The organism is Kitasatospora sp. NPDC094015, from assembly GCF_040304075.1.
Lineage (GTDB): Bacteria > Actinomycetota > Actinomycetes > Streptomycetales > Streptomycetaceae > Kitasatospora.
This window is the reverse complement of the sequence record NZ_JBEOUL010000045.1, coordinates 1-22,684: the sequence shown is the minus strand read 5'-3', so window position 1 is coordinate 22,684 and position 22,684 is coordinate 1. Positions and strand designations below refer to the sequence as shown.

The window sequence follows — 22,684 nt, the reverse complement described above, 5'->3', positions numbered from 1 at the left end:
GCGTGCGGGGCCGGCCACGGCCGTCCGGCCGACACGTCAAGACCTGGCCATCCGGCCGGGCCATTACCGCCAGCACCGCGTTTCCCCAGTTCAGAGAAGGGACCACCCACCATGGCCGAGCAGTCGGTCTACAACGACCCTACGTACGACATTTCCTCCGTTCCGTCCTGGAAGAGCCCGCCGTTGCACGGCGCCGTCGCCCCGAACGCCAAGCTCTCCCCCCGGGCGAAGGCCGCGATCGGAGCCGGCGCGGTGGTCCTCGCCGCGGCCGGGATGGTCGCCTGGTCGAACTACTCGGCGGCGCAGGCCGACGCCGAGGTCCGTAAGGCGCAGATCGCCCTCGACGCGCAGAAGCTCGACCTCGCGCGGCAGCAGCAGGCGGCCGAGCTGGCGAAGGCCGGCGAGCAGGAGACCCCGGCCCAGAAGGCGCGCCGGGAGGCGGTCCAGGCCTGTGTGGCGAAGGCCGGCGGCGGCTTCAACGCCATCGCCGACTGCGGCAAGGCCTTCCCCGCGAACGTCTCCGCCGGGATGGTCAACACCGCCAGTTCGGCCTCCTCCGACACCGAGCAGACCGGCCCGGCACCCACCGTCGGCCTGCTCGTCCTCGGCTCCGTCATCGCCGTCGTCGGCTACGGCTGGGCCAAGAAGCGCTTCATCCGATAGTGACAATCCGTGACTTCCCTCCCTCCTCCCTCCCGCTCGGGAAATGCTCCTCCCAGGCACCCCTTCCATGCTCACAAGCGCGGGAGGCCCTTCTCCGGGCCGGGAGGGAGGAGGGAAGGAAGTCACCCAACGTGAGGAATTCAAGCGATGGCGACACCCACCCCACCGCCCACCCCGCCCGATCCGCCGACCGCCCACCCGCCCGTCCCGGCCCCCGCCGAGGCCCGTCCGGCCGGCGACACCCCGCCGACCGCAGCCCCCGCCGGCGCCTCCCCGGCCCCCGCCGGACAGACCCCGGAGGGCCCGCTCGCCCAGCTGCTCACCCCGGTCTCCCCGGCCCGTCCGACCGCTCCGCTGGGCTCCACCGCGACCCTGGGCCAAGGCACCGCGGGCACCCCCGACGCCGCCAAGACCGCCGACGGCAAGGGCCCGGACCCCGGTAGCGAAGGGCCGCTGTCCGCGCTGGTGCGGGCGCTCGCCTCCCGGTGGGGCCGCACCGGCACCACCACCGCCATCAAGCGCAACCACGCGGTCACCGAGACCCGGGTCTCCGGCAACTCGACGACCACCAGTAACAACAACAAGTCCGACCGGGTCGCGAAGAACGAGCGCTCCGCGCAGCACCGGTCGAACCAGGACGCGAAGTCGAGCCGGGACGCCAAGGTCGCCGACCTGAACAACAAGACGTCGGCGCAGCACGGCAAGAGCACCAGCGAGTCGAAGAGGGCCGCCAACTCGGACGCGAAGCGTGCCGACAACCGCGACACCAAGCGGTCCGACGCCAAGGACGCCAAGTCGTCCGACAGCAGGGCGGCCAAGGACGACACCGCCACGCGGGCGAGCACCGACAGCCGCTCCAGCAAAGGCTCGGACGCGAAGACATCGAAGAGCTCCGACGTCAAGTCGGCCAAGGCGGATCGCGAGTCGAAGCCGGGCGGCCGGTCCGGGTCGGGCGCGGACCGAGCGGGCGACAAGAGCGGCACGGGCCCGAAGCCGGACAGCCAGGGCACCCCCGACCGTCCAGCCTCGAAGCCGGACGATCCCGGCCAGGCCGGCGCCAAGGCAGGGAAAGACACGAAGCCGGCCGAGGCCAAGGTCGACCTGGCCAAGAAGGAGAAGAACCCCGAGTCGGGAACGAACGTCGCCGGTGGCGGGCCGGCGGACGGCGGATCGACGCCACCCCGGACCCGGCCCGCTCGCGAGGCCGGCTACCGGGACGGCAAGCGCGCGGCCGGCGCCGTCGGGCACGCGCAGGCGTACCGGGACGGGGTGAAGGACGGCTGGAGCGACCGTCAGGCCGCCGACAAGGCCGAGCGCAAGAAGATGGACGCCCTGAAGCTCGCCAACGCGCTCCGCCCCCGGCCGCCGCTGGCACCGACCATGGGACGGGCCGGCGGGTCGACCGCAGACCTGGCCAGGAAGGAGCAGCAGAAGCCCAAGGCCGCCCCGGTGCCTCCCAAGCCCGCCACGGCGCCGACCGTGCCGGTCCAGGCCGGCGGGCCGGACCGGCGGAAGAGCGGCGTCGATCTGGCGAAGAAGCCGGTGGTGCCTCCCAAGCCCACCATGGCGCCGACCGTGCCGGCCCAGACCGGCGGGCCCGGCCGGCCGATGAACGGCGTCGACATGGTGAAGGAGCCGGCCGAGCGGCGGCCCGAGCCGGCGGCGGAGAAGGTTCAGCTCGGTCCGGTCGCCAGGTCCGGCCCGGTCGCCACCGCAGCCACGGCGGTGACGTCGGGCGGGCCGGACGTCGTGGCCGTGACGGCGGCCGCGGCCGTCGAGGACGCGGTCCGCCCCAGGCCCGCCGCCCCGGCGCCCGGGGCACCCACGACCATCGCCGGCAGGAGCGCGCACCCGATGAGCCGTGACGATGCAGAGCCAGCCGAGGTACGGCACGTGGGAGCCGAGGTCGTCGCCTTCACCGTCGACAACGGGCACCACGTCCTCAGCCGGGGCGAGGTGCGCAGCCTGAAGGCGTTCGAGCGGCGGATGGCCGAGAAGGAGAAGCAGCTCGCCAGGATCGCCGAGGGCAGCAAGCAGACCGCCGCGATCGCCGCGGGCCACGCCCGGTCCGCCCAGGTCCTGCTGGAGAGCGCCAAGAAGGAGGGAGTCGGGAACGGCCTGGTCGGCGTCATCACGCGCCTGGCCGAGCAGGTCGCCCTGCTGAGGGCCAAGGCCGAGGCGGTGGAGCGGGACGCGCACCGCGGCGCCGAGGCCGTCTCCGTGCTCGTCGCCAACGCCGAGATGCGCCACGGCGGCATCTACCAGGCCGTCGTCGACAGCCCGCTGACCACCCCGGCCGAGCGGACCTTCTACCAGGACAAGCAGGGGGGCTGACCATGGCGAAGCCGACCACGAAGCAGGCACCGAGCACCACCTACATCGAGATGCTGCGCACGGTGCGGGCGCTGGCGAAAGAGGTCCGCCGGGCCACCGACGCGCACCGCACGATGGCCACCGCCCTCACCGGCGAGGCGAAGGACACCGGCCGGATCGCCGAGCAGATCGGCGCCCTGCGCGTGGACACCGCCACCGTCGCCGAGACCCGCGAGGTCTCCCGCATCATGCAGGGCCTCTCGCAGAACGCGATCGCCTACGCGAACGCCGCCGACGACGCCGCCCGCCAGGCGACCGCCACCGAGAACACGACCGTGGACCACCACGGCGGCATCAAGCAGGCCGCCGACAGCTCGCCCGTCCCCATGGCCGACAAGGCCTGGTACGCCCAGGAGTAAGGAGAACACCGCGATGACCGACACCACCCCCGCCGCCGAGATCCCGCGCAGCCCGACCGTGGAGAGGGTGGTGGCGGCCGCCGAGGTCGCCGCCCCGGCGATGACCACGATCATCCTGCCGTTCCTCGACGCGCAGGCCACCAGCACCGTGTGCTGCCTGCTGGCCGCCCCGGTCGCGGTCGCCACCGCGAACTTCGCCGGGCTGATCTCCCCGGCGGCCCTGGACCGGCTCCCCGGCGGCGACATCCTGGGCGCCCACCGGGTGCCGGCCTTCGTCTCCGCGATCGCGACCGCGACCGGGGCCGCCACTGTCACCCTCCAGGGCCTGCCCGGGGTCGACGCCCTGCTCGCCGGCTGGATGACCCTGCCCTCCGTCACCGGCGTGGTCTCCCTCGCCTGGTGGTGCGCCACCGGCTACGTCGCCTTCGCACTGCGCCAGGTCCTCGGCAACCGGCGCCGGCGCCGCGCCGCTGCCCAGGCCCCGCTCCCGCAGCCGGCCGCGGACTCGCTGACCGGTGCTCAGCGCGAGGTGCTGGAGCGCTGGTACACCTACATCTCCAGTGAGCGCGGCGCCCACCCCGGCCAGGAACTGCACCTGACCGCCCACGGGCCGGACGCATGGGAAGGCGTCATCGAGGCCGCGCCCGGCCGGCCGGTCACCGTCACCCCCGAGACCATCTCCGGTGTCTACCGGCTGCCCCCGGCCTGGGTCACCATCACCAGGGGCCCGCACGAATCCGCCCGCAACCTCCTGGTCCGCACCACCGCGCCGACCGTCGAGCAGGCGCAGTACAGCGAGCTGGAGGCGCTGTGGCTGCGCCGGGTCGCCACCAAGAGCGGCTGCATGCCCGGCACCCACCTCGAAGGCGCCATCGAGGACCCGGCCACCGGCGGGGTGGCGGCGTGGATCGTCGCCGACGAGGAGACGGACGCGATCAGCATGCCGGAGCCGTACCGGATCGCCGGCGCGCTGCGCACCACCACCCTGCTCGTCTCGGTCGAGCCGACGCAGAACCCGCGCAAGGCGATCCTGCGGCTGATGGACCGCTCCCCGCTGGAGGACGGCCAGCCGCTGCCCGGCCCGCAGGCGCTCAAGGCCAACCCGAACGGCTTCGTTCGCCTGGGCACCGGTATCTCCGGACGGCCCGCGCGCCTGCAGTTGTTCGACCCGGCCGGCGGCGCCCGGCACGCCCTGGTCGCCGGCGTCACCGGCTCCGGCAAGGGCGGCGTCCTGCAGCTGATCTGCCTCAGCTACCACGTCAACAAGATCGCCATCATCTACGCCGACCCCAAGGGCAGCAGCAACCCCGACGTGGAGGACATGGCCGCCTACGCCGGGACCGGCAAGGACGGCGCGATGGGCGCGCTGCGCCTGGCGTACGCGATCCTGCTGCACCGCATCGCGCAGTCGCAGGGCCTGCGGATGAAGAACTTCGTCGCCTCCGACGACCGGCCGTTCGTCGCGGTCGTGCTGGACGAGTTCGCCCAGCTCCTCTCGGAAAAGTCCGAGTACATGAAGGAGGCGGCGTTCATCATCGCGGCGATCGCCGAGCAGGGCCGCTCCCTGGGCATGGCCGCGGTCCTGTGCGGTCAGATCCTCAACCTCGACAAGATGGGCAGCGACACCAGCATCCGCGACAACATCTTCTACGGCGGCGCCCTGGTGCTGCTGCGCTCGGACAGCGCGCAGAAGCACCGCGTCGACCTGCCCGACAGCTTCGACGGCATCGACCCGTCCAAGATCCCGGCGTTCTGGAAGGCCGACAACGACACGCTGGTCTACGACCCCACCGTCCCCGAGGACGACCCCAGCAGGACGTTCGGTGTCGGCTACGTCGTCGGTCCGGACGAGCGGGCCGAGATGATGCGCGCCTGGATCCTCGAATCCGCGGCCGGCCTGTTCGACCCGGACCAGATCGCCCACCCGGCCGACTTCCCCGGCTGGGAGGACCGCGAGGCGATCGCCACCACGCCCGTCGGCCCCGCCGCCGAGGAGGGCGAAGACGGCACGGCGCCCTGGGCCCCGGGCCCGGCGACTGCCTACGGCCGGGAGCCGACCGCCGTGGAGAAGATCCTCACGGTCCTGGAGGAGCGGCGCGACCCGCTGGACCTGGAGATCGGCTACCTGCACATCGACCAGATCACCGAGATGACCCAGGTCGCGCTTAAGACCGTCGCCAACAAGCTCACCGAACTGGTCAAGGCCGGCACCGTCATCCGCCGAACCGGCACCCCCGGCGAGTACGGCCTGCCGCTGCCCAAGAGCGCCGAGGCCGCCGAGGCCTAGCCGCCCGGCGCCTGCCGCCCTAGAACCGCCCGCCCCGGGCCGCCCGGCGGGCGGTCCTGCGACCGCTACCTGTCACCAGGCCGCTGCCCACCCGGGCGGCGGCCCGATCACCCATGCCCAGGAAGAAGGCACCCGTCATGACCCACACCCACCTGGTCCTCGGCCGGGCCGGCTCCGGCAAGACCCGCACCCTCCAGCAGCTCATCACCGAGAACGCCGCCGACCCGATCGTGACCACCTGGGCGATCGAGCCCGCCCGCCGCAACAACCTGACCGCTGCCGACCGGCACACCACCACCGAGAGCGCCGAGCAGCTCCTCGACCAGGCCCTCGACCTGCTCGCCCAGCGCCGCGACGCCTGCACCGCCACCGGCCGCACCGCCCACACCCCGACCGCGGCCGAACCGCGCGTCCTGCTGCTGATCGACGAGGCCGAGCACCTCCTGCGCCAGGCCCGCCCGGTCGAGCAGCTGCACGAGCTGGTCGTCACCGGCCGCGCCCTTGCCGTCGAGACGGCCGTTGCGACGAGCCACCTGTTCCTGGACGTGTGGCCGCTCGACCTGCGCGAGTGCTACCTCGCCGGTGACCTCACCCTCTGCGGCCGGGTCGAGCGGAACTGGCCCGTACGAGCCCGCATCGCCGCCGGCACCGCCACCGTCCACCACCGCCCGGCCCCCGCCGGCCACTGACCGGCCCCGGCTCCTTCGCCGACCGGCGGCCCCGCACCGGCCCGACCGGTGCCGGGCCGCCGGCCCCGGAAGGCGCCGCGGCGCCCGCACCGCCCCTGCACAGCCTCCGCACCGTCAGCCACCGATCAGGGAGACCGTCACCCGTGTTCGTCACCGATGCAGCGCTCTGGCTCCTCGACAAGACCGCCAACGGCTGGGACGCCACCGCCCCCGCCCGCGAGCGGGCCCGCACCATCTGGAACAACCACACCCGCCCCGCCCAGCGCGCCGGCCAGATCACCGCGGCCGCCCTCGCCGCCCTGCTCGCCGTCGGCTTGGCCGCTGCCCTGGTGACCGGCATCGTCCGCCTGGTCACCGGCCTGATCACCGGCCTGGTGCGCGGCGTCGCCCACGCCCTCGCCTACCTGTGGAACAGCGGCGCGGCCGGCACCGTCCGGGACCTCGCCGACATCCCGTTCATCGCCACCCGGGCCTGGCTGCGCGCGCACGCGCAAGGTCTGCCCGCCACCCCCGCCCAGATCGGCGGCGGCGCCCTGGTCCTCGCCCTGGTCCTGTTCGTCAGCGCCCGCCGCGGCTCCACCGCCGCCCGGATCGGATTCGCCATCCTGGGCGCCGCCGGGTGCGCAGCGGTGTGGCAGGCCAGCCCCGAGAACCAGCGGCTGACGGCCGTCGCCGTCTCCGCCGGAGCCTGGCTGCTGCTCGCCCCTTCCGCGTACGCGACCCGCTGGTGGCGGCCCGAACGCCGCACCCGCCTCACCCTGAACCCCCGCGTCGAAGAGGCACTCGCCGGCCTCGCCGCCGCCCACCGCCCGGCCGTCCCCGCCAACCTCCCGGCCCAGCAGGCCACCCACTCCATGCCCACCCTCACCCCGCACCGCCGCCGCCTCAGCCCGCTGGAGAGCGCGAGCTCCCTCTCGGTGGCGCCCGGCCCCGCGGGCGGTTTCCGGTGCCGGCACTGCGCCCAGCCGCTCGCGTGGGCAGCCACCGTCGCCGACCAGGAACGCACCTGGCGCACCGACGACGGTTCCGCCGCCTGCCCCGACGCCCCCACCACCCCGGCCCTGCACCAGGCCCTCTAGCCCCGTTCCGGGCCGTCAGCCACCGCCCCCAGCACCCCGTCCCGCACCTGCGACGCGGGCTCTGGGGGCGCCACCGGCCGCCCGGCCGCACCCCCGACCACCACCTAACGGAGGGCCCGATGGGCTACGCCCACTACACCGTCCGCCGCGCCGACGGCACCGAGATCGAGGCCGGCTACGGCGTCGTCGCCGAATGCGACCAGGACAACTGCACCAGGGAGATCGACCGCGGCCTGGCCTTCCTGTGCGGCGACGGCCCCGGCGGCGGCGAGCACGGCTGCGGCCGCTACTTCTGCGGCGAGCACCTGTACAGCGCGCCGCAGGACGAGGACGGCGAACTGTGCGGCGGGTGCCAGCCCGAGACGGACGACGACGGCCACCGCCTCTCCTGCTGACCGGCCGACCAGCCTCGCCCCCGGCGACGCCCGCCCACCCCGCCGAACGCCGGCCGGGTGGGCCCGTGTCCGGGAGCGGGGCCGGCCGACCGGCCGACACCTCGATCCGCCTGGAGGACGTCGTGAACACCACCGTCACCGCCGCCCCGGCCACCGCCGCGGTCACCGCCATCACCGAGACCCTCAAGGCCGCCGCGAAGCACCCGCAGGTCGACCGCCAGGCCACCTGGCGGATCATCGGCACCCCGTACAGCGCGGCCCGCCTCACCGTCGCAGACCTCTCCGCCCGCATCGCCGGCGTGTCCGAGCAGGTGCCCGTCCTGCTCCACGTCCCGGACCTCGACTGCCGCGACATCGCCCCGGTGCGCTCCACCGTCTGGAACGGCGCGCTCGTCCTCGACATCGCCCCGGCCGAGCCGGACCCCGGCGCCCTGCCCCTCGACCTCGACCCGCCCACCCCGGCCGACCTCCCGGTGCAGGGCGCCCCGATCCCCGCCAGCCGCCGGGCGCAGCCGGGCGTGCTCACCGTCGGCGACCTCGCCGCCGTGCTGGCCGGCCTGCCCGGCCACGCCCCGGTGATGGCCGTCGTGCCCGGCTGGAACGGCACCGACGAGCTGGTCGTGGACCGCGCAGACGACCACGGCACCTGCCTGGTGCTGGACACCGACTACCCCTCCTGCGACTTCTACGGCCCGGACACCGAGGACGACGCCGACGCCTGACCGGCCCCGCCTCCACCGCCCGATCCGACACCAGCCCAGCCCACCGCGAAAGGCACGAACCCGTGAAGCTGCGCCTGCCCGTCTCCGTCTTCGCCGAGGCCGTCTGCTACACCGCCAAGGCCCTGCCGTCCCGCGCGCCGGTCCCGGTCATGCTCGGCATGCTGCTGGCCACCGGCGACGGAGGCCTGCGCCTGTCCGCCTGCGACGGCGAGGTCTATACGTCCGCCACCGTCCCCGCCGAGATCGCCGCCGACGGCACCGCGCTGGTCCCCGGCCGGCTGCTGAACGACATCTGCTCCCGCCTGCCCAAGGCCGCCGACGTGGACCTGGAGCTCGTCGACGACGGCGCCCGCCTCGTCGTCGGCTGCGGCGGAGCCCGCTTCACCCTGCCGGTGCTCCCCGTCGAGGAGTACCCGGCCACGGTCGCCCTGCCGGACGCGGTTGCCACCGTGCAGGCCGACACCCTGGCCGAGGCGGTCGCCCAGGTCACCGTCGCCGCCTCCACCGACACCGCCCTGCCCGCGCTGACCGGCATCAAGGTGCGCCTGGACGGCGAGCAGCTGCACCTGGACGCCACCGACCGGTACCGCATGGCCCACAAGGAACTGACGGTCCGACCGACCGGCACCGTGCCGGCACGCGCGAAGCGCGGCAAGAAGAAGGACGGCGACGACCCGACGGCGGCGCTGGTGCCCGCCAAGAGCCTGGCCGAGGCCGCGAAGGCGCTGGAGGGCGAGCACACCCTCACCCTCCACCGGTCCGAGGGCCTGCTCGGGCTGTCCATCCCGGGCGGGCGCACGTACATGACCCGCCTGCTGGACGGCTACGAGTTCCCGAAGATGGCCGGCTTCTTCGACGGTGAGTGGCCGATGGCCATCACCGTGCCGGTCGCCGAGGCCGTCGCCGCGATCCAGCGCGTCGCCCTGGTCGCCACCCGCAACACCCCCGTGCGCCTGATCGTCGACCGGGCCGCCCACCAGCTGCGCGTCGAGGCCGGCTCCGGCGACGACGCGCAGGCCAGCGACCGCATCCCCGCCGACGTCGAAGGCGAGACCGCCGACGACGAATCCGGGGCCGGCGCCGGCGCCGAGGTCCTGGTCCTCGCGTTCAACCCGGCGTACCTGGTCGACGGGCTGAAGGCGCTCGGCACGGGCGAGGCAGAACTCCGCGTCCGCCACCCGCACAAGCCGGCCTACCTGGCAGGCCGCGTCGGCGACGACATCGACGCCACCTACCAGCACCTCCTCATGCCGGTCCGCCTCTCCGGCTGACCCCGCCGCCCGCCCCTGCCCTGACCCCGCACTCACCGACCGGAAGGTTCCTCATCCGATGACCTGGGCCATATCCCGCGACGACCGCCTCGCCCAGCTCCGCCAGCGCCTGACCGAACTCGGCGCCACCCAGAACACCCTCGTCCCCGGCACCCCCGCCCACGCGGGCCTGCAGCACGAGATCGACGCCGTCTGGACCGAAATCCAGGAACTGCAGAACGCGCACAGCCTCAACCCCAAGGTCCTGCTGATCACCGTGCTCGCCATCACCCTGCTCCTGGTGCGCATGCTGGCCTGAGCGAACTCGGCGCCGCCAGCCGACGCAGCACGGAAGACGCCGAAGGCCCGTCACGGCGGGCCTTCGGCGCGATCCGGCGCCTGCTACTGCTCCGGGTCCTCCCAGCCGGCATCGACCGCGGCGTTGCGCTGCCGGATCGCCTCGGCGTAGCCCACCGCCATCGACGGCTCGACCCCCACCGCGCCGGCCCGCAGCCGGCCCTCGATGTCCCGGGCCAGACGCCCGCCGAGCCCCCCGACCAGCTGGAAGTGCCGCCCGTGCAGATCGTGCAGCTCCAGCAACTCCACCAGCGCCTGCAACTCGCCCGCGCGCACCGGCAGCTGGACCACCGGGCTGTCCTCGGTGAGGCAGGCCAACAACCGCTCCAGCACCATGCTCTCGACCGCTGCCGAGTAGCGGGCCTGCCCCGGCTTGGCCGGCCACACCACGCCGGGCTCCTCGACGTAGGGAGCGAGACGCTCCACCAGGCCCGGCGCGCTCACACTGCCCCGGTAGTACGGACGCTCCGCACTCCCAGCGCTCAACGGGTCCAGAAACACCCCCGACAGGAACGACACGACCCGCGCCGGAGCCGGCACCAGGCCATCACTCAGCCACCGGGTACGAGCCATCGCCATCAGCTGCTCGCGCGGCTGGTGCGGCTCGCCGACGAAGAAGTACCAGCCCGACAGTGGATCCCAGCCCAGGCCGCACTGTTCACCGGGTACAAGCCGCTCACTGAACCGGACGCCGATGGACAGGACGACGCGGGCGTCCTCGACCACCTCGATCTCCTCCGGAACAGCCCCGTCCTCACCGAGCGACCCCTCCGGCCAGATGGTCAGCTCCTCGGTCCTCGGACCGTCGACCTCGAAGATCGCCACCGGAGTTCCATCCCGGACCAACGCCGCGGCCACAGCGGCCGAGTAGTGCCCCAAGCCCTCATCGATGCGCGCCCACTCCTCGTTCACGCCCACCCCTTCCGCTCCCGTCGCGAACTCCCGCGGCGCACAACAAGCCTGAACTGCCGTGCCGAATGCCCCACAGTGACACACCCTGCTCACACCGAGTAGCACGGCCGCCCAGCGAATCTGCTGATACCCATCCCGGCCTGATCGCCCTCGCCTCAGCACCAGCTGGCTCGCTCCGGGCGCTGACGCTGCCCACCACCGCATCCGTCGTCCCCCGGCCAGCCAGGCCGGGGCGGGGGCGCGGTGGTGCGCGGCGCCGGCCGCCCGGCCGGACCCCGCAACGGGAGGAAGCCTCGTGACCACCGACACCCCCGCGCCCACGCCCGCCGCCTACGAGCCGTTCGCCCGCCCCGGACGGACCTGGCGCCCCGACAGCCTCGATGCCAGTGCCTCCGACTGGCAGCTGGCGCACTTCGCCATCTCCGAGCGCGCCTTCGCCATGTACAGCGACGACCCCCGCACCGAAGAGGCCCGGCGCCTGGCCGACCAACTCACCCGCGACGAGGCCGAGCGGGTCGACCGCTTCCTCGCGGACGGCGTCCAGGACGTCGGCCGCCTCGAGGCCATTGCCGCCGCCGGGGAGATCACCGACGACGACCGCACCTGGTTGCAGGACCAGCTGATGCTGGCCTGGCGGCGCCTGGACAGCGCCCGGGACGCCATCGACCGCTCCGGCAGCATGATGACCACCACCTACGCCGCCAGCTCCCTCGACTACGTGCGCTGGTCCCGCCGCCCCGAGGCGCTCACCGGCATCGACCCCCGTCGCACCGCCCGACCGAGCAAGGAATCCTGATGGCCGCCGAACTCGCCCTTGCCCTGGTCGGCGTCGGCGGCACGCTGGCCGGCATCCTGACCCGTCACCGCGCTCCAGCACCGCGCCGCACGCGCCGGCCGCGCCGACGCGGCCGCCCAGGAGCAGCGGCGGGCCCTGATCACGGCCGTCACCACGCTGATGGCCGCGCTCGCCGCACACCGCCGAACCATGTACGCCCGCGAGCGGCTGCGCTTGGCCGACGCTCCGGAGGACATCGCCGCCGAGGCCCGCTCGGAGGGCCACCGCACCCGGGGGGAGATCACCGCGCCGGTGGTCACCCTGGCGATCATCGCCCCGGCGCTCGCCGATCTGGCGACCAACGCCGAGCACGCGACCTACGCGATGCGCGGCGCCGCCGACCAGGCCGCGCTCGACAAGGACCGCACCGCCGCCACCGCTGCGGCCTCCGCACTGGTCACCGACGCCGCCGAACACCTTGCCTGAGCGCTCCACCCGCTCCGCCCCGCCCGGGTTCACCGCTCACCGCGCCGAACTGGCCCGGCCGTGCGGCTCACCTAGGCGTTCATCACACCGAACCGCCAGGGAGGGGAACCCCATGATGAACACCGACACCACCGCACCGACGAGCGCCCTCGACCGGGCACTCGATCGCGAACTCACCAGCGTGAGCGCCGACGTGGCCCGCACGGACGGCAAGGCGTCCCTGCTGCTCGCGCTGACCGGCGGCACACTGTTCGCCGGAGCGACCGCGCTCGGCAAGGCGTCCGCCGCCGCGATCACCCTCGCCGCCGCCGGGATCACCGCCGCCGCCGCGAGCGCGCTCTTGGCGCTCCTGGTCGTCACGCCCAAGCTCGACTCCACCCGCGCCCACGGCTTCTCCCGCTGGGCCACCTGCACCCCGGACGAGATCCGCGACGCACTGGCCGACGACGACCGCGGCCCCGCCCGGCTCCACGCGCTCAGCGCCCTGTGCGAGCGCAAGATGCGCCTGCTCCAGTGGGCGTCCCGGGCCGCCGCCGTCGCCGTGCTCACCGTCTCCGCCGCCGCCGTACTCTCCGCCGCCCGCTGAACGCCCGCCACACCACCGGAGCCCACGATGAACCCCACCACCGCCATCCCGGCCGGTCGGCTCGGCCCCGTCGAAAAAGGCGACTTGATCGTCCTCGTCGGTGCCTCCGGCTCCGGCAAGTCCACGCTCCTCGCCGACGTCCCCGCGTACCAGGTTGTCAGCCTCGACCGGCTGCGCGCCGTCGTCTCCGCCCCGGGAGACCAGACAGCCACCGCCGACGCCGTCCTCCTCCAGCACCAGATCCTCCTCGCCAGGCTGCGCCGGGGAGTCACCACGTACGTAGACAACACGTCCCTGTCCACCCACCACAGGGCGCAGCTGGTGGAGCTGGCGCACCAGCACGGTCGGCGCGTGATTGCCGCACACTTCGACGCTCCGCTGCCGCTGTGCATCGAGCGGAACCGGGCGAGGCCGGCCGAGCAGCGGGTGCCCGAGGACGTCCTGCGTCGCCAGCACCGCATGTCCCGCTCGGCCCGCGAGCTGCTCGCGACCGAGGGCTTCGACGAGATCAGGCAGCACCGCACCTGGCACTGACGCTGCTCACCGGCCCGCGCCCCGCCCCCGGCACCCAGCCGGACCGGCGGGGCGCTCCGGTGGGCGGCGCCGGTCGTCCGACCGGTCACGCCCACCGAAGCACGGAGCACCCCAGATGAACTTCTCCCCCGACCTGGCCGCCCTGCGGGCCGCAGCCCAGCGCGAGATCGAGCGGTAGGCCGACCGCCCGCTGCCCCGGCACCTGGCGCCTGGTCCGCGTCGAAAGGTGTCCGATCTCCCGCCAACCGGCGCACGCCAGATGGGCCCGCCTCTCCGCAAGCCGGAGAGGCGGGCCCATTGTGCGTTCAGCGCTACTTCGCCGGGTCGGTGACGATCTCGGCATCCACGGGGCGGGCCAGCTCGGCGGCAGCAGCCCGCTTCGCGGCCGCGAGGCGCTTGGAGAGCTTGTCGACCTCGACTCCGAGGTCCACCAGGTGCTGGTGGGTTGCCGCCGGGTCGGCGTCGATCGCGGCCTTCACCGCTGCCGGCGCCAGGAGGGCGGCCACGCGCCCACGCAGTATCCCGGGCGCGTGGCCGAGGTCCCGCAGTTCGGACGGCACGGGCGCGGACTCGATCTCCTGCGCATTGGGGTCAGAAATTTCTGACCCCGCGATCGGATCAACGGCGAGGTCAGAAATTTCTGACCCACCCGAGTTCTGGCCCGGGATCGACGGCGCTGTCGTCAGCTCCTGGACGATCTCGGCGAGCCGCGCAGCTGTCGGCCGGCGCTTGCCCTTCGCGGTGGCCTCGGAGACGGCCTCGGCCACCGCGACCCTCGCGGCCTCCAGTCCATGGGACTTGATGGCCTCCACGACGACCTTCCGGGACGCCGCCTTCGTCAGGTGCTGCGTCAGCTCCCGCCCGAGCGACGCCACCGTCCGCACCCGGCTCGCGTCCTGGAGCAGCTCGAAAACGTACTTCTCCTCGATGTCCAGCACCGAGCCCGCCCACTGCGCGAAGTTCGTGTGCCCGGCCACGACATGGAGCTCGCGCTGCTGAGCGACCTCCAACAGCACCCCCTTGTTCAGCACCACGAGGTCCTCGGCCTGCCGGCCGAGGCCGTCGATCTCCACCAGACGGGCGGTGACGAACTCCAGCTGCTCCTCGGGGGTCCCCTGGATGTCCTCCGGGTCCAGGACGCGGCCGCCTGAGAAGCTGCTCGCCGGTGCGGCCACGGAGTTCTCCAGGACGGCGAGGGCGTTCTGAGAGGCGCCCTTCGGTGCGGCCTTCGCGGCCGCCTCCTTCTGCAGCTCGGCCGGGACCGCCGGGTCGATCGCCGAGTCGGCGGCCTTCTTCAGGCGGCTGGTACCCGCCGCGATCAGCTTGTTGCTCACTTGTTCACTCCCGCTGCGGTCAGGATCCGGTCGTAAGCGCCCATCAACGCCTGGGCCTCCTTGCCAGTGGCCGCCGTGATCGGCACGCAGGCGAACCGGGTCTGCTGCCGGACGGAGTGCCGAGGGATGGCGAGGTCGTCGCGGTACAGGTCGCCGTAGGTGTCGGCGAGGAACTTCCCTATGGCGTCTTTCAGCGTGCTCCGGCCACCGGGCACGATGGACGGCACGATGCCGACGATGCGCAGATCCGGGTTCATGCCGAGGTCCTTCACCAGCCGGATGGTGGACAAGGCCTCCTCGGCGCCGACGCGGCCGTCCTCGTCCAGGGTCGCAGGGATGATCACATCGGTGGCGGCCACCAGGGCGGCCGTGACCAGCTTTCCGCCGGCCCGCGGCGGAAGGTCGAGAATGCCGACCGAATTCGGATCCACCACGCCCTTCAGCCCCAGGCGCAGCCGGAACTCCAGGCCGACGGAGACGTTGTCCGTCTCGCGGTTGGCCAGTGCGCGCTCAGCGGCGATGACCTGCACACCGGGCCACGCCTCCGAGGCCGGCGCGAAGGCCTCGGCCGCCAGGCCGATCTCGCCCTTGGGGTCGAGGGCAAGGAGGTCGTTCATCGTGAACGCCGGCACGTTGTCCTCGGAGATGCCCAGCTCGGAGGTGAAGGTGCCCCGCGGATCCAGGTCGCCCGCTACGACCTTTATGTCCCGTGCGCGGGCGGCGGCCGCCAGGCCGGCGGACAGGGCGGACTTCCCGACCCCGCCCTTCTCGCTGTAGACCGCGATCACCCTGCTGCTCATGCCCGGCCCCTTAGCCCTCGCTGTACCCAGATCACGCAGGGCAGGCTATCTGCCAGCCCGGGCCAGGGTCATCACGGCCCGGGGTGTGTTCGGATTCCGCAACGGGGAGGGTCCCCCCCGACCGCCGTGGGCCTCAGTTCTTCCCGTGCGCGCTTCGCAGGGCAGCGATAGCTCCGAGGCCTGCTCGACGGAGGGCAGGTTTTCGAGGTGGTACGAGTACTGGCGACCGGATGTTGTTGGGGACCCGGCAGCGGCAGGGCCCCGGCGGCGAGCCCGATCCAGGCCGCACGCCGTCTCGGCCGGCTTCGGTCAACCGGGGTCGAGTACCTGTGGGCATAGATACGGGCAGGTCTGATCGCAGCCCGGAGACGAAAGGCTCGCTCACGCTCGCCAGGTAAGCCCTACCGACGCCATCGTCCGATATTTCGATCGAGCCATTCGAATGTGCGGTGACCTGCTTCTATCAGATAGAAGGGGTCAGTCGAGCCAATTCGAGGGGAAACGGTCGAGAATTCACGTTTCCGAGATTCCGAGCTGGCATATGTCCTGGGCAAACCGCCAAATAGCGGCGTTTGTCCTGGTTTAGCACGTTCGCTCGTATCAGATAGTGAAGCTATCGTCACAGTCGGGCGCGCAGGGGCCCCGGGTGGTCTCTCCAAACCTTGAACCCAGGAAACCCCTGCGCGACCACTTCTGAATCGAACACCGAAAGGGTGCGATCAATGACCAGATCCCCGCGGCGTCCACGGACGAAACTCCTCAAGGGGCCCTTCGTCCGTCCCAAGGACTGTAACAGCGGCGACGAAACCCGAATCTCCCGGAACCGATCGGTAAAGGGTCTGCCGATGAGGGTTATTGCCCTCCCGGCGGCACCGCTCCTGCTGAGCACCCGGATCGACATCCACGTCGACCTGGCGCACGCCGAGCTCCCCGCGCTGGCAGCGGCAGGCATCGCGGCAGCACTCGGCCTTCACCAGGCCGTTCGCCGCCGGCGCGGCTGACCGGCGGGCCGGGCGGCCCCAGCGCCGCCCGGCCCCCTCACCGGCCTCCTGGCGACGAAACCGGCGGCGACTCCCCGGCCGTGCAACGGCACACCGGTCCCCGATCGCCGTTTCGTTTCCCCCTTTCCGAACCCGCATCTGGCAGAGAGACCATGACCACCCAGCCCTCCCCGCTCTGCGTTCAGTGCCGGCGCCCGCTGCCGCCCAACGACACCCCGCGCACCGGCCGCCCCGCGCTCTACTGCAGCTCGCCCTGCCGTCAGCAGGCCTACAAGGACCGCAAGAAGATCGCCCGCCCCGGCGAACACCCCGTACCCACCGGCCCGCCGCTGGCGCCGGCCGAGTCCTCCGCGCCGTCGGCCTCCACCGATCTCGACGAGACCCTCGCCGAGATCGCCAAGGACATCCAGGACACCCTGCGCGAACTTCGCAGCGCCCTCGGGCCCGATCAGGACCCCAGCGACCCGCTGCGCATGGCCATGCAGGCCCAGGCGCAACTGGAGGGCCTGACCGCAGGCCTGGTCGGCCGGGCCCGCGCGGCCCGCACCCCCTGGGCCGCGATCGGCGAACTCCTCAACCTGAGCGAGGACAGCGCCCGCCACCGCTACACCGCGGCGTTCGTCGAGAGGCGCCTCGGCCAGCTGGTGCGCCTGCGCACCCAGCCCACCACCCCCGCACCCGGCCGTGGGCCGGGCCGTCCGGCCGCGGGTGGCGAGAGCTCCCCGAAGCGGCCGGCCCAGAGCGCTGCCCCGCCACCCCCCGAGCCCCGGCAGACCACCAACAGGCTCGCCCCGGTCCTGTCGATGCTCGCCCGCACCAGCCAGCACTCCCTCCAGGAACTCGGCCGCCTCTCCGGTTGCTCCGGCTCCTACATCTCCCGCATCCTCGCCGGCGACAAGATCCCCACCTGGTCGCTCACCGAACGCTTCGCCAAGGCATGCGGCGCCGACCCCGCCATCCTGCGCAACGTCTGGGAGAGCGAGCGGCTGCGCGAACCCCAGCCCGCCGACCACCTCCCGACCGCCCCTGCCGACCTCACCCCCGAGGACGGCATGCGCCACCTGCGATCCGCCCTGCTCACCCTCCACGTACGGGCCGGCAAGCCCACCGCCTACGAGATCGCCGTCGCCAGCAGGTGGCAACTCCACCCCGACGAGGTCACCGCGCTGCTCAGCGACTCCGCCCTCGACGACTGGCACCAGCTCCTGAGCCTGCTGCGCATCCTGGGCGGCGACCGCGCCTACTTCCGCCCGCTGTGGGACGCGGCGCACCCGGAGCCCGAATTGACGGAGGAAACCGTGCTCCAAGAGGTGCCCAAGCAGGTAACGCAGCTGGATTCACCCCGTACCCGGTGGGCCCGGTTCAACGAGGTCCTCGCGGCACCACTGTGCCTGACGACCCGCCAGCAGAGCGTCCTGGAAGCCCGCCGCCGAGCCCGGCTGCACGACCCCGAGAGCCGACGGCACTTCGCCCCTGGCCAGCCCACTACCTCCTGAGAAAGCAGACCCGAGCACCGAGGCTCGCCTCCTGCCGGTGCGGCCCGATGCGGCCGCACCGTCGGGGACCGGGTCAGCGGGCGAGCGTCACGGTGATGTCGGTGTCGGTACAGCCGGCCGCGATGTCGGTGAGCGCTTGCTGCTCGCGGGTGTCGACGCTCAGGCTCCAGCGGGTTTTGATGGCGACCCAGTCGGTGAGGTAGGTGCAGCGGTAAGCGGCCGCCGGCGGGAGCCAGTCGGCGGGGTCCTTGTCGGCCTTGCTGCGGTTGGAGGCCGCGGTGACGGCGATCAGGGCGCGTGCCTCGTCGAGGTCGTTGGCGTAGGCCTGCCGTTCGGCCGCGGACCAGGCCGACGCCCCCGAGTCCCAGGCCTCCGCGAGGGGGACGAGGTGGTCGACGTCCAGGCGGCCGGCGTCGGTGACCACGACGTCGTCGTACAGCGACAGCCACACCCCGCCGGTGAGCGCGCACCGCGGCCCCTGCGCGGGTGCTTCGAGGGCCTCGGCCTTGATGACCTCCTTGCGGGCGTCGCACCCGTCCTTGTCCGCGTCCACCCAGTGCTTGAACGCCGTGCGGACGTAGCCGGTGCGGTCCTCGTCGGCGACGGTGAGCCGGCCGATCGCCTCGCGCAGCGGCACGGTGATGCTCTGCCCGACCTCCCGGTGTGCGCCGCCGGCGCCGTCGGCGGCGCTCGCGGGCGCGGCTGCGGTGGCGAGCAGCACGGCTGCTGCCGTGAGGGTGGCTGCGCGGGTGAGGGAGGTGCGCACGGGGAAGCTCCTTCGTCGGCGATTTGTCGTGGACCTTCCTACCGGCAGCAGGGCGATCTTGATAACCCGTCAGGAGACGGGGTCACCCAAGCGGGGGAGAAGTCGTACCGGCCGCCCGCTGGCGTCCGGCGGGCGCCGGCCGGACGCCGGGCGGGTCGGCCGCCCGGCGCGTGTTGAGGCCGGTACGTGGACGGCGGCGGCGCGTTGTACCCGGCATGAGTGGATCGGCGGGCGGCCGCGGAGTTCCCGCGCCGGTGCGGTGGGTGTTCGTGGTGTGCGAGGCCGTGTTCGGGCCGCCGTTCGCCGAGGCGGTGCTGGAGGTGGGCACTCCGCTGTTCGAGGGCCTGGCCGCCGACGTGGTGGACACCGGGTTCGTGGTGGCGGCCGGCGAGCCGCCGGTGACCACGGCCGCGGTGCGCGTCCGCGGGGGTGCGCTGGTCGGCCTGGTGCTGGTGGGTGGCCGCCGCACCTGGGAGCCGGCCGAGCCGGCCGCGTTGTCACCGGGCTGGCTGGCGGCGGCCGGGAGCCGCGGCGGGGTCGTCGTCGTGCTGGCGGCCCCGGGAACGCTGCCCGACCCGGAGCAGGTGGCGACCGCCGAGGCCACGAAGGTGGCGTTCAGCGCCGCGTTGGGGGAGGCGCGGGCCGCGGGCCGGCTGCTGCACGGCATGGCCGACCTGACCGTCGAAGACGCCTGACACCTCACCGGGCCGGGTGGTCCGACGCGGTTCCCGGGACACCGGTGCCCGCCCCTTGGTACGACGGTGACGGACCGGTCCCACCCGGGACCGGCGAACCCGACCCGGAGGTCCCGCGATGTCATCCGCCCGGCCGGACGCCCCGCAGAAGCTGGCGGCCTTGCGCGCCCTCGCGGACGGCGAGCCCGGTGCCCAGGAGATGACCGCCGGGATCAGCAACCACCTCACCCGCAACGGGTTGGTGGAGCTGACCCACCTGCCCGACGGACGCCGGCACCACGCCATCACCGACGCCGGCTGGGCGCTGCTCGGCCAGCGCGCCGACCCCACGACGATCCCCCTGCGCAGCGCGAACCCACCGCGCCCGGGGCACGGCATCGCGGTCGGGGACGTTGTCGCCCACCCCGACGGCCGGACCCTCAGCGGCGCACACCGCTCCCGTCACGCCCTCGTCACCGCGCTGCGCACCGGCCCGGACGGCGCCCCCGAAGCGCTGCTGGAGTACACCGGCGGGCAGCAGCTGCGCCACCCGCTGGCCTCGTTGATCCGGGTGGACCCGCCGCCGCCCGCGCCATGGCCACAGGAGCTCTGACCGGCGTCGCGGGCGGGCCCGGCCAGCACAGCGGTCGGCTCTTCATTGCGTCGACGCGCACCGGGGTCGGGTGACCTGCGCGTTTCCCGCTTTCCTTTTTCGAATGTATGTTCGACCATGGGTGCATGGAGGCTTCCCTCGCCGCTCTGGCACCGCAGCTCCAGCTGGCCCGCCCCGGCCCGCTGGTCCCGGTGCTGCCCGCGCTCGAGCACCTGCTGCCGGAGCGGGGGCTGCGTCCGGGGGCGGTGGTGTCGGTGACGGGTGGCGGCACGGCGCTGCTGCTGGCGCTGACCGCGGCCGCGACCATGGCCGGCACCTGGTGCGCCGCGGTCGGCTTCGAAGGCCTCGGCCTGCTGGCCGCCGCCGAGCTCGGCGTCCACCTCGAGCGCCTGGTCGTCGTCGAGACACCGGGGGAGCAGTGGCCGCAGGTCGCCACCGCCCTCGCCGACGGCACCGGCATCCTGCTGCTGCGCCCGACCGGCAGGGTGACGCCGTCGGTGGCGGAGAAGCTGGTGTCGATCACCCGTCGCTCGGGCTGCGTGCTGGTGGTCGATGGGCCGTGGCCGGGGGCGCGGGTGCGCCTGGAGGTGATGGCTCGCACGTGGGAGGGGGTCGGACAGGGGCGGGGCCGGCTGCGCGCGCGGCGGTTGCGGATGCGCGCAGGTGGGCGGGGCTCGGCGGCCCGCGAGCGCGACGTCACCTTGTGGCTGCCGGACGCCGATGGGGCTGTCCGGATCGACCACCCGGACGCCCACCGCGCCGGCCGCCGGTCGACCTCGGCGGTGCGCGGCCCGCTGGCGATGGTCTGAGATGACCATGAACTGGGACACCGGCGGCGCGGCCTCAACGCCGGCCGACGACCGGGTGCCGTACTCCCGTCCTCTCCACCCGGTCTGGGTGCCCGGCGATGCGGAGCAGGCGCCGCCGCAGCTGATGGGCGGGCCCGGTCGGTCGCGGGACACCGAGCCCCGCTGGCGGTGGGTGGAAATCAGGATCGGCGGCCGGTGGCGGCCGGGCCGGGTCGAACGGTGGCGCCTGCACGAGCGGGACCCCCGGTGGGTGGTGCTGGTCCGCTGGGGACCGGACACTCTCACCTGGGGTTGGTACTTCTTCGATGAGCTGACCGTGCGCCGCATTCAGCGGCCGGCCGGGCCGGCTGGCCCGGCCGCCTGGTAGCCGCTGCTGCCCGGCGGCCGGATCCTCGGTGAGCCCGAGCTGCTGGCCACGGGCCGGTGCAGGCGCGTTCGGCGGCGCCATAGGGTGGCCATGCCAACCGCACGGGGAACCGATGGGAGTACCCGATCGACACGTCCGAGCACCAGCATGAGGACGGCTTCGCTGCCGTTCTCCGGGACAGCCTCGCGGGCCCGGTCATCGAGTGTTCCGGGGAGCTGGACCTCGACCAGGTCCCGGTGCTGCACGCGGCCCTGCACCGCGCCCTCGCGGTCCGACCGGCGCCGCCGATGCTGCTGGTCGACCTGGCGGGCCTGACGTTCATGGACTCCTCCGGCCTCAACGAGCTGCTGCGCCTGCGCATCGAGGCCGCCCGGCACGGAACGGCCGTGCACCTCGCCCGGCCCTCGCGCCCGGTGGCCCGGGTCCTGAAGATCACCGGCGCCGATCGGGTCTTCCCCGTCGACTCGGACGTGCCCGGCCCCCGTGCCGCCGGCTGAACCCCTGCCAGGCTCCATCTCGTGGTGCCGGCCGCCGCGAGCCCGGCGTTCACGGGCGGTGGTGCCCGCGGCCGGCGGGTGAGGAGCGCGGCGCGGGGGCCGGGCGGGGATCGGCTTCGTGGCCGGGTGGGCCGAGCAGGCGGTGTCGTCGGTCTCGCGGCCCTGCCGGTGCGCCGCGACCGCTGCCGCCTTCACCAGCGGTTTCGATGCGCGTGAGGGGTGTGGCAGGCGGTCTATCGGATGTCGAGGTTGTGGGCCTCGACCTTGCTCTTCAGGGCAAGGATCGCGGTCATCGGGACGCTGAGCTGGAGGCGGTCCGCGACGAGGCCCGCGGCGCGGCCGAGCGGCTCGTCGTGGAAGGTGGCCGACAGCTGTCCGACGAGGGTGGCCGCGAGTTCGAGCAGCGTGTTGTCCACGGGGATGGTCCTGGAGCCGTCCGGGGGGACGGCCGGCAGTTGGTCGACGAGCGCGGCGAGTTGGTTCCGGCCTTCGCGGTCAAGTGTGGTTCTCATGCGATCAATCATCGGTTGGGCCGGTTCCGCCCGCGCTACGGCGCGCGCATCCGGCCCGCGACATCTCTGACGGTTCGGCGGCTCGACGGGAACCCCACTTCTCAGCGTGGTCGGCCGACGTCCGGGAGGCGTGGTGTCGTCGATGCCGGACCCGCAGCCCGTCCGGAAGGTGGGGTGGGGGTGTCCGAGGGCGCGGCCGGGGTGTGGGTCGATCGGGTGGACCGGGCAGGCTCGAGCAGTCCACCGGCGGCGGGGCGGCGAATGCGGTGTGTGCGTAGCGCCGACTACTCGGGAAGGCGGTACGTGCAAGGGGCGGGGCCCTGGCACTCAACAGGACGGGCCCCGCCC

The 22,684-nt window shown here is 73.5% G+C and carries 25 protein-coding genes; 20 read left to right on the top strand and 5 right to left on the bottom strand.

What is annotated here, in order from left to right; all coding sequences use genetic code 11:
- Nucleotides 1-111: 111 nt before the first annotated feature.
- The 10 genes from ABT014_RS31865 to ABT014_RS31820 all read left to right on the top strand — a co-directional run bounded on the left by ABT014_RS31865 (nucleotide 112) and on the right by ABT014_RS31820 (nucleotide 10,136).
- Complete coding sequence (locus ABT014_RS31865) at nucleotides 112-663, top strand: hypothetical protein (protein ID WP_350642896.1); 552 nt, start codon at nucleotides 112-114, stop codon at nucleotides 661-663.
- Nucleotides 664-810: 147 nt separating this feature from the next.
- Nucleotides 811-2,997, top strand: a complete 2,187-nt coding sequence (locus tag ABT014_RS31860) for a hypothetical protein (protein ID WP_350642894.1) — start codon at nucleotides 811-813, stop codon at nucleotides 2,995-2,997.
- Between the two features lie 2 nt (nucleotides 2,998-2,999).
- Complete coding sequence (locus tag ABT014_RS31855) at nucleotides 3,000-3,395, top strand: hypothetical protein (protein WP_350642892.1); 396 nt, start codon at nucleotides 3,000-3,002, stop codon at nucleotides 3,393-3,395.
- A gap of 13 nt (nucleotides 3,396-3,408) precedes the next feature.
- On the top strand, nucleotides 3,409-5,682 hold the full coding sequence (locus ABT014_RS31850; protein ID WP_350642891.1) for a hypothetical protein: 2,274 nt from the start codon (nucleotides 3,409-3,411) through the stop codon (nucleotides 5,680-5,682).
- A 137-nt stretch (nucleotides 5,683-5,819) separates the two neighbouring features.
- Nucleotides 5,820-6,371, top strand: coding sequence for an AAA family ATPase (locus ABT014_RS31845; RefSeq protein WP_350642889.1), 552 nt, complete (start codon nucleotides 5,820-5,822; stop codon nucleotides 6,369-6,371).
- 143 nt (nucleotides 6,372-6,514) lie between these two features.
- Entirely contained in the window at nucleotides 6,515-7,450 is a 936-nt protein-coding gene (locus ABT014_RS31840; protein WP_350642887.1) for a hypothetical protein, read from the top strand.
- Nucleotides 7,451-7,569: 119 nt separating this feature from the next.
- A complete protein-coding gene (locus ABT014_RS31835) occupies nucleotides 7,570-7,845 on the top strand; it encodes a hypothetical protein (protein ID WP_350642885.1) in 276 nt (91 codons plus the stop codon).
- A gap of 122 nt (nucleotides 7,846-7,967) precedes the next feature.
- Complete coding sequence (locus ABT014_RS31830; RefSeq protein WP_350642884.1) at nucleotides 7,968-8,567, top strand: hypothetical protein; 600 nt, start codon at nucleotides 7,968-7,970, stop codon at nucleotides 8,565-8,567.
- Between the two features lie 62 nt (nucleotides 8,568-8,629).
- On the top strand, nucleotides 8,630-9,838 hold the full coding sequence (gene dnaN, locus ABT014_RS31825) for a DNA polymerase III subunit beta (protein WP_350642882.1): 1,209 nt from the start codon (nucleotides 8,630-8,632) through the stop codon (nucleotides 9,836-9,838).
- Between the two features lie 58 nt (nucleotides 9,839-9,896).
- Nucleotides 9,897-10,136 (top strand): hypothetical protein, encoded by a 240-nt coding sequence (locus ABT014_RS31820; protein WP_350642881.1) that lies wholly within the window; start codon nucleotides 9,897-9,899, stop codon nucleotides 10,134-10,136.
- An 83-nt stretch (nucleotides 10,137-10,219) separates the two neighbouring features.
- Here ABT014_RS31820 and ABT014_RS31815 read toward each other — a convergent pair whose 3' ends face one another.
- Entirely contained in the window at nucleotides 10,220-11,086 is an 867-nt protein-coding gene (locus ABT014_RS31815; RefSeq protein ID WP_350642879.1) for a hypothetical protein, read from the bottom strand.
- Between the two features lie 295 nt (nucleotides 11,087-11,381).
- Between ABT014_RS31815 and ABT014_RS31810 the strand changes: the two genes are divergently transcribed.
- The 4 genes from ABT014_RS31810 to ABT014_RS31795 all read left to right on the top strand — a co-directional run bounded on the left by ABT014_RS31810 (nucleotide 11,382) and on the right by ABT014_RS31795 (nucleotide 13,467).
- A complete protein-coding gene (locus ABT014_RS31810) occupies nucleotides 11,382-11,882 on the top strand; it encodes a hypothetical protein (RefSeq protein ID WP_350642876.1) in 501 nt (166 codons plus the stop codon).
- A gap of 189 nt (nucleotides 11,883-12,071) precedes the next feature.
- Nucleotides 12,072-12,347, top strand: coding sequence for a plasmid transfer protein KilB (gene kilB / locus ABT014_RS31805; RefSeq protein WP_350642873.1), 276 nt, complete (start codon nucleotides 12,072-12,074; stop codon nucleotides 12,345-12,347).
- A 112-nt stretch (nucleotides 12,348-12,459) separates the two neighbouring features.
- Nucleotides 12,460-12,933 (top strand): Pycsar system effector family protein, encoded by a 474-nt coding sequence (locus ABT014_RS31800; RefSeq protein WP_350642871.1) that lies wholly within the window; start codon nucleotides 12,460-12,462, stop codon nucleotides 12,931-12,933.
- A gap of 27 nt (nucleotides 12,934-12,960) precedes the next feature.
- Nucleotides 12,961-13,467: an AAA family ATPase gene (locus ABT014_RS31795; protein WP_350642869.1), complete on the top strand. Its 507-nt coding sequence runs from the start codon at nucleotides 12,961-12,963 to the stop codon at nucleotides 13,465-13,467.
- 311 nt (nucleotides 13,468-13,778) lie between these two features.
- Here the strand turns inward: ABT014_RS31795 and ABT014_RS31790 are convergent, their stop codons facing one another.
- Nucleotides 13,779-14,801: a hypothetical protein gene (locus ABT014_RS31790; protein WP_350642867.1), complete on the bottom strand. Its 1,023-nt coding sequence runs from the start codon at nucleotides 14,799-14,801 to the stop codon at nucleotides 13,779-13,781.
- The gene (locus ABT014_RS31785; protein ID WP_350642865.1) at nucleotides 14,798-15,601 is read right to left on the bottom strand and encodes a ParA family protein; all 804 of its coding nucleotides are present in this window, start codon (nucleotides 15,599-15,601) and stop codon (nucleotides 14,798-14,800) included. Before ABT014_RS31785 ends, ABT014_RS31790 begins: the two co-directional genes overlap by 4 nt.
- Nucleotides 15,602-16,446: 845 nt before the next feature.
- Here ABT014_RS31785 and ABT014_RS31780 point away from each other — a divergent pair.
- Nucleotides 16,447-16,602, top strand: a complete 156-nt coding sequence (locus ABT014_RS31780) for a hypothetical protein (protein WP_350642863.1) — start codon at nucleotides 16,447-16,449, stop codon at nucleotides 16,600-16,602.
- A 152-nt stretch (nucleotides 16,603-16,754) separates the two neighbouring features.
- Nucleotides 16,755-18,098 carry a helix-turn-helix domain-containing protein gene (locus ABT014_RS31775; RefSeq protein ID WP_350642861.1) on the top strand — a complete coding sequence of 448 codons (1,344 nt, stop codon included), beginning with the start codon at nucleotides 16,755-16,757 and terminating at the stop codon, nucleotides 18,096-18,098.
- A 73-nt stretch (nucleotides 18,099-18,171) separates the two neighbouring features.
- Here the strand turns inward: ABT014_RS31775 and ABT014_RS31770 are convergent, their stop codons facing one another.
- The gene (locus tag ABT014_RS31770) at nucleotides 18,172-18,864 is read right to left on the bottom strand and encodes an HNH endonuclease family protein (RefSeq protein WP_350642860.1); all 693 of its coding nucleotides are present in this window, start codon (nucleotides 18,862-18,864) and stop codon (nucleotides 18,172-18,174) included.
- Nucleotides 18,865-19,079: 215 nt separating this feature from the next.
- Here ABT014_RS31770 and ABT014_RS31765 point away from each other — a divergent pair, with 215 nt between their 5' ends.
- From ABT014_RS31765 to ABT014_RS31750, 4 genes are all read left to right on the top strand, one after another.
- Complete coding sequence (locus tag ABT014_RS31765) at nucleotides 19,080-19,559, top strand: hypothetical protein (RefSeq protein WP_350642858.1); 480 nt, start codon at nucleotides 19,080-19,082, stop codon at nucleotides 19,557-19,559.
- 118 nt (nucleotides 19,560-19,677) lie between these two features.
- Nucleotides 19,678-20,151 (top strand): hypothetical protein, encoded by a 474-nt coding sequence (locus ABT014_RS31760; RefSeq protein WP_350642856.1) that lies wholly within the window; start codon nucleotides 19,678-19,680, stop codon nucleotides 20,149-20,151.
- Between the two features lie 125 nt (nucleotides 20,152-20,276).
- The gene (imuA', locus tag ABT014_RS31755) at nucleotides 20,277-20,960 is read left to right on the top strand and encodes a DnaE2-dependent mutagenesis accessory factor ImuA' (protein WP_350642854.1); all 684 of its coding nucleotides are present in this window, start codon (nucleotides 20,277-20,279) and stop codon (nucleotides 20,958-20,960) included.
- 492 nt (nucleotides 20,961-21,452) lie between these two features.
- Nucleotides 21,453-21,824: an STAS domain-containing protein gene (locus tag ABT014_RS31750; RefSeq protein ID WP_350642933.1), complete on the top strand. Its 372-nt coding sequence runs from the start codon at nucleotides 21,453-21,455 to the stop codon at nucleotides 21,822-21,824.
- Nucleotides 21,825-22,057: 233 nt separating this feature from the next.
- On the opposite strand, the gene ABT014_RS31745 is transcribed toward ABT014_RS31750, so the two are convergent.
- Entirely contained in the window at nucleotides 22,058-22,336 is a 279-nt protein-coding gene (locus ABT014_RS31745; RefSeq protein ID WP_350642852.1) for a hypothetical protein, read from the bottom strand.
- Nucleotides 22,337-22,684 lie beyond the last annotated feature (348 nt).

Coding starts and splice junctions, on each gene's coding strand:
- ABT014_RS31850 (WP_350642891.1), top strand. CDS start 3,409: ATGACCGACACCACCCCCGCCGCCGAGATCCCGCGCAGCCCGACCGTG.
- ABT014_RS31745 (WP_350642852.1), bottom strand. CDS start 22,336: ATGAGAACCACACTTGACCGCGAAGGCCGGAACCAACTCGCCGCGCTC.
- ABT014_RS31795 (WP_350642869.1), top strand. CDS start 12,961: ATGAACCCCACCACCGCCATCCCGGCCGGTCGGCTCGGCCCCGTCGAA.
- ABT014_RS31845 (WP_350642889.1), top strand. CDS start 5,820: ATGACCCACACCCACCTGGTCCTCGGCCGGGCCGGCTCCGGCAAGACC.
- ABT014_RS31865 (WP_350642896.1), top strand. CDS start 112: ATGGCCGAGCAGTCGGTCTACAACGACCCTACGTACGACATTTCCTCC.
- ABT014_RS31835 (WP_350642885.1), top strand. CDS start 7,570: ATGGGCTACGCCCACTACACCGTCCGCCGCGCCGACGGCACCGAGATC.
- ABT014_RS31765 (WP_350642858.1), top strand. CDS start 19,080: ATGAGTGGATCGGCGGGCGGCCGCGGAGTTCCCGCGCCGGTGCGGTGG.
- ABT014_RS31855 (WP_350642892.1), top strand. CDS start 3,000: ATGGCGAAGCCGACCACGAAGCAGGCACCGAGCACCACCTACATCGAG.
- ABT014_RS31760 (WP_350642856.1), top strand. CDS start 19,678: ATGTCATCCGCCCGGCCGGACGCCCCGCAGAAGCTGGCGGCCTTGCGC.
- ABT014_RS31780 (WP_350642863.1), top strand. CDS start 16,447: ATGAGGGTTATTGCCCTCCCGGCGGCACCGCTCCTGCTGAGCACCCGG.
- kilB (WP_350642873.1), top strand. CDS start 12,072: ATGTACGCCCGCGAGCGGCTGCGCTTGGCCGACGCTCCGGAGGACATC.
- ABT014_RS31820 (WP_350642881.1), top strand. CDS start 9,897: ATGACCTGGGCCATATCCCGCGACGACCGCCTCGCCCAGCTCCGCCAG.
- ABT014_RS31800 (WP_350642871.1), top strand. CDS start 12,460: ATGATGAACACCGACACCACCGCACCGACGAGCGCCCTCGACCGGGCA.
- ABT014_RS31785 (WP_350642865.1), bottom strand. CDS start 15,601: ATGAGCAGCAGGGTGATCGCGGTCTACAGCGAGAAGGGCGGGGTCGGG.
- imuA' (WP_350642854.1), top strand. CDS start 20,277: ATGGAGGCTTCCCTCGCCGCTCTGGCACCGCAGCTCCAGCTGGCCCGC.
- ABT014_RS31860 (WP_350642894.1), top strand. CDS start 811: ATGGCGACACCCACCCCACCGCCCACCCCGCCCGATCCGCCGACCGCC.
- ABT014_RS31775 (WP_350642861.1), top strand. CDS start 16,755: ATGACCACCCAGCCCTCCCCGCTCTGCGTTCAGTGCCGGCGCCCGCTG.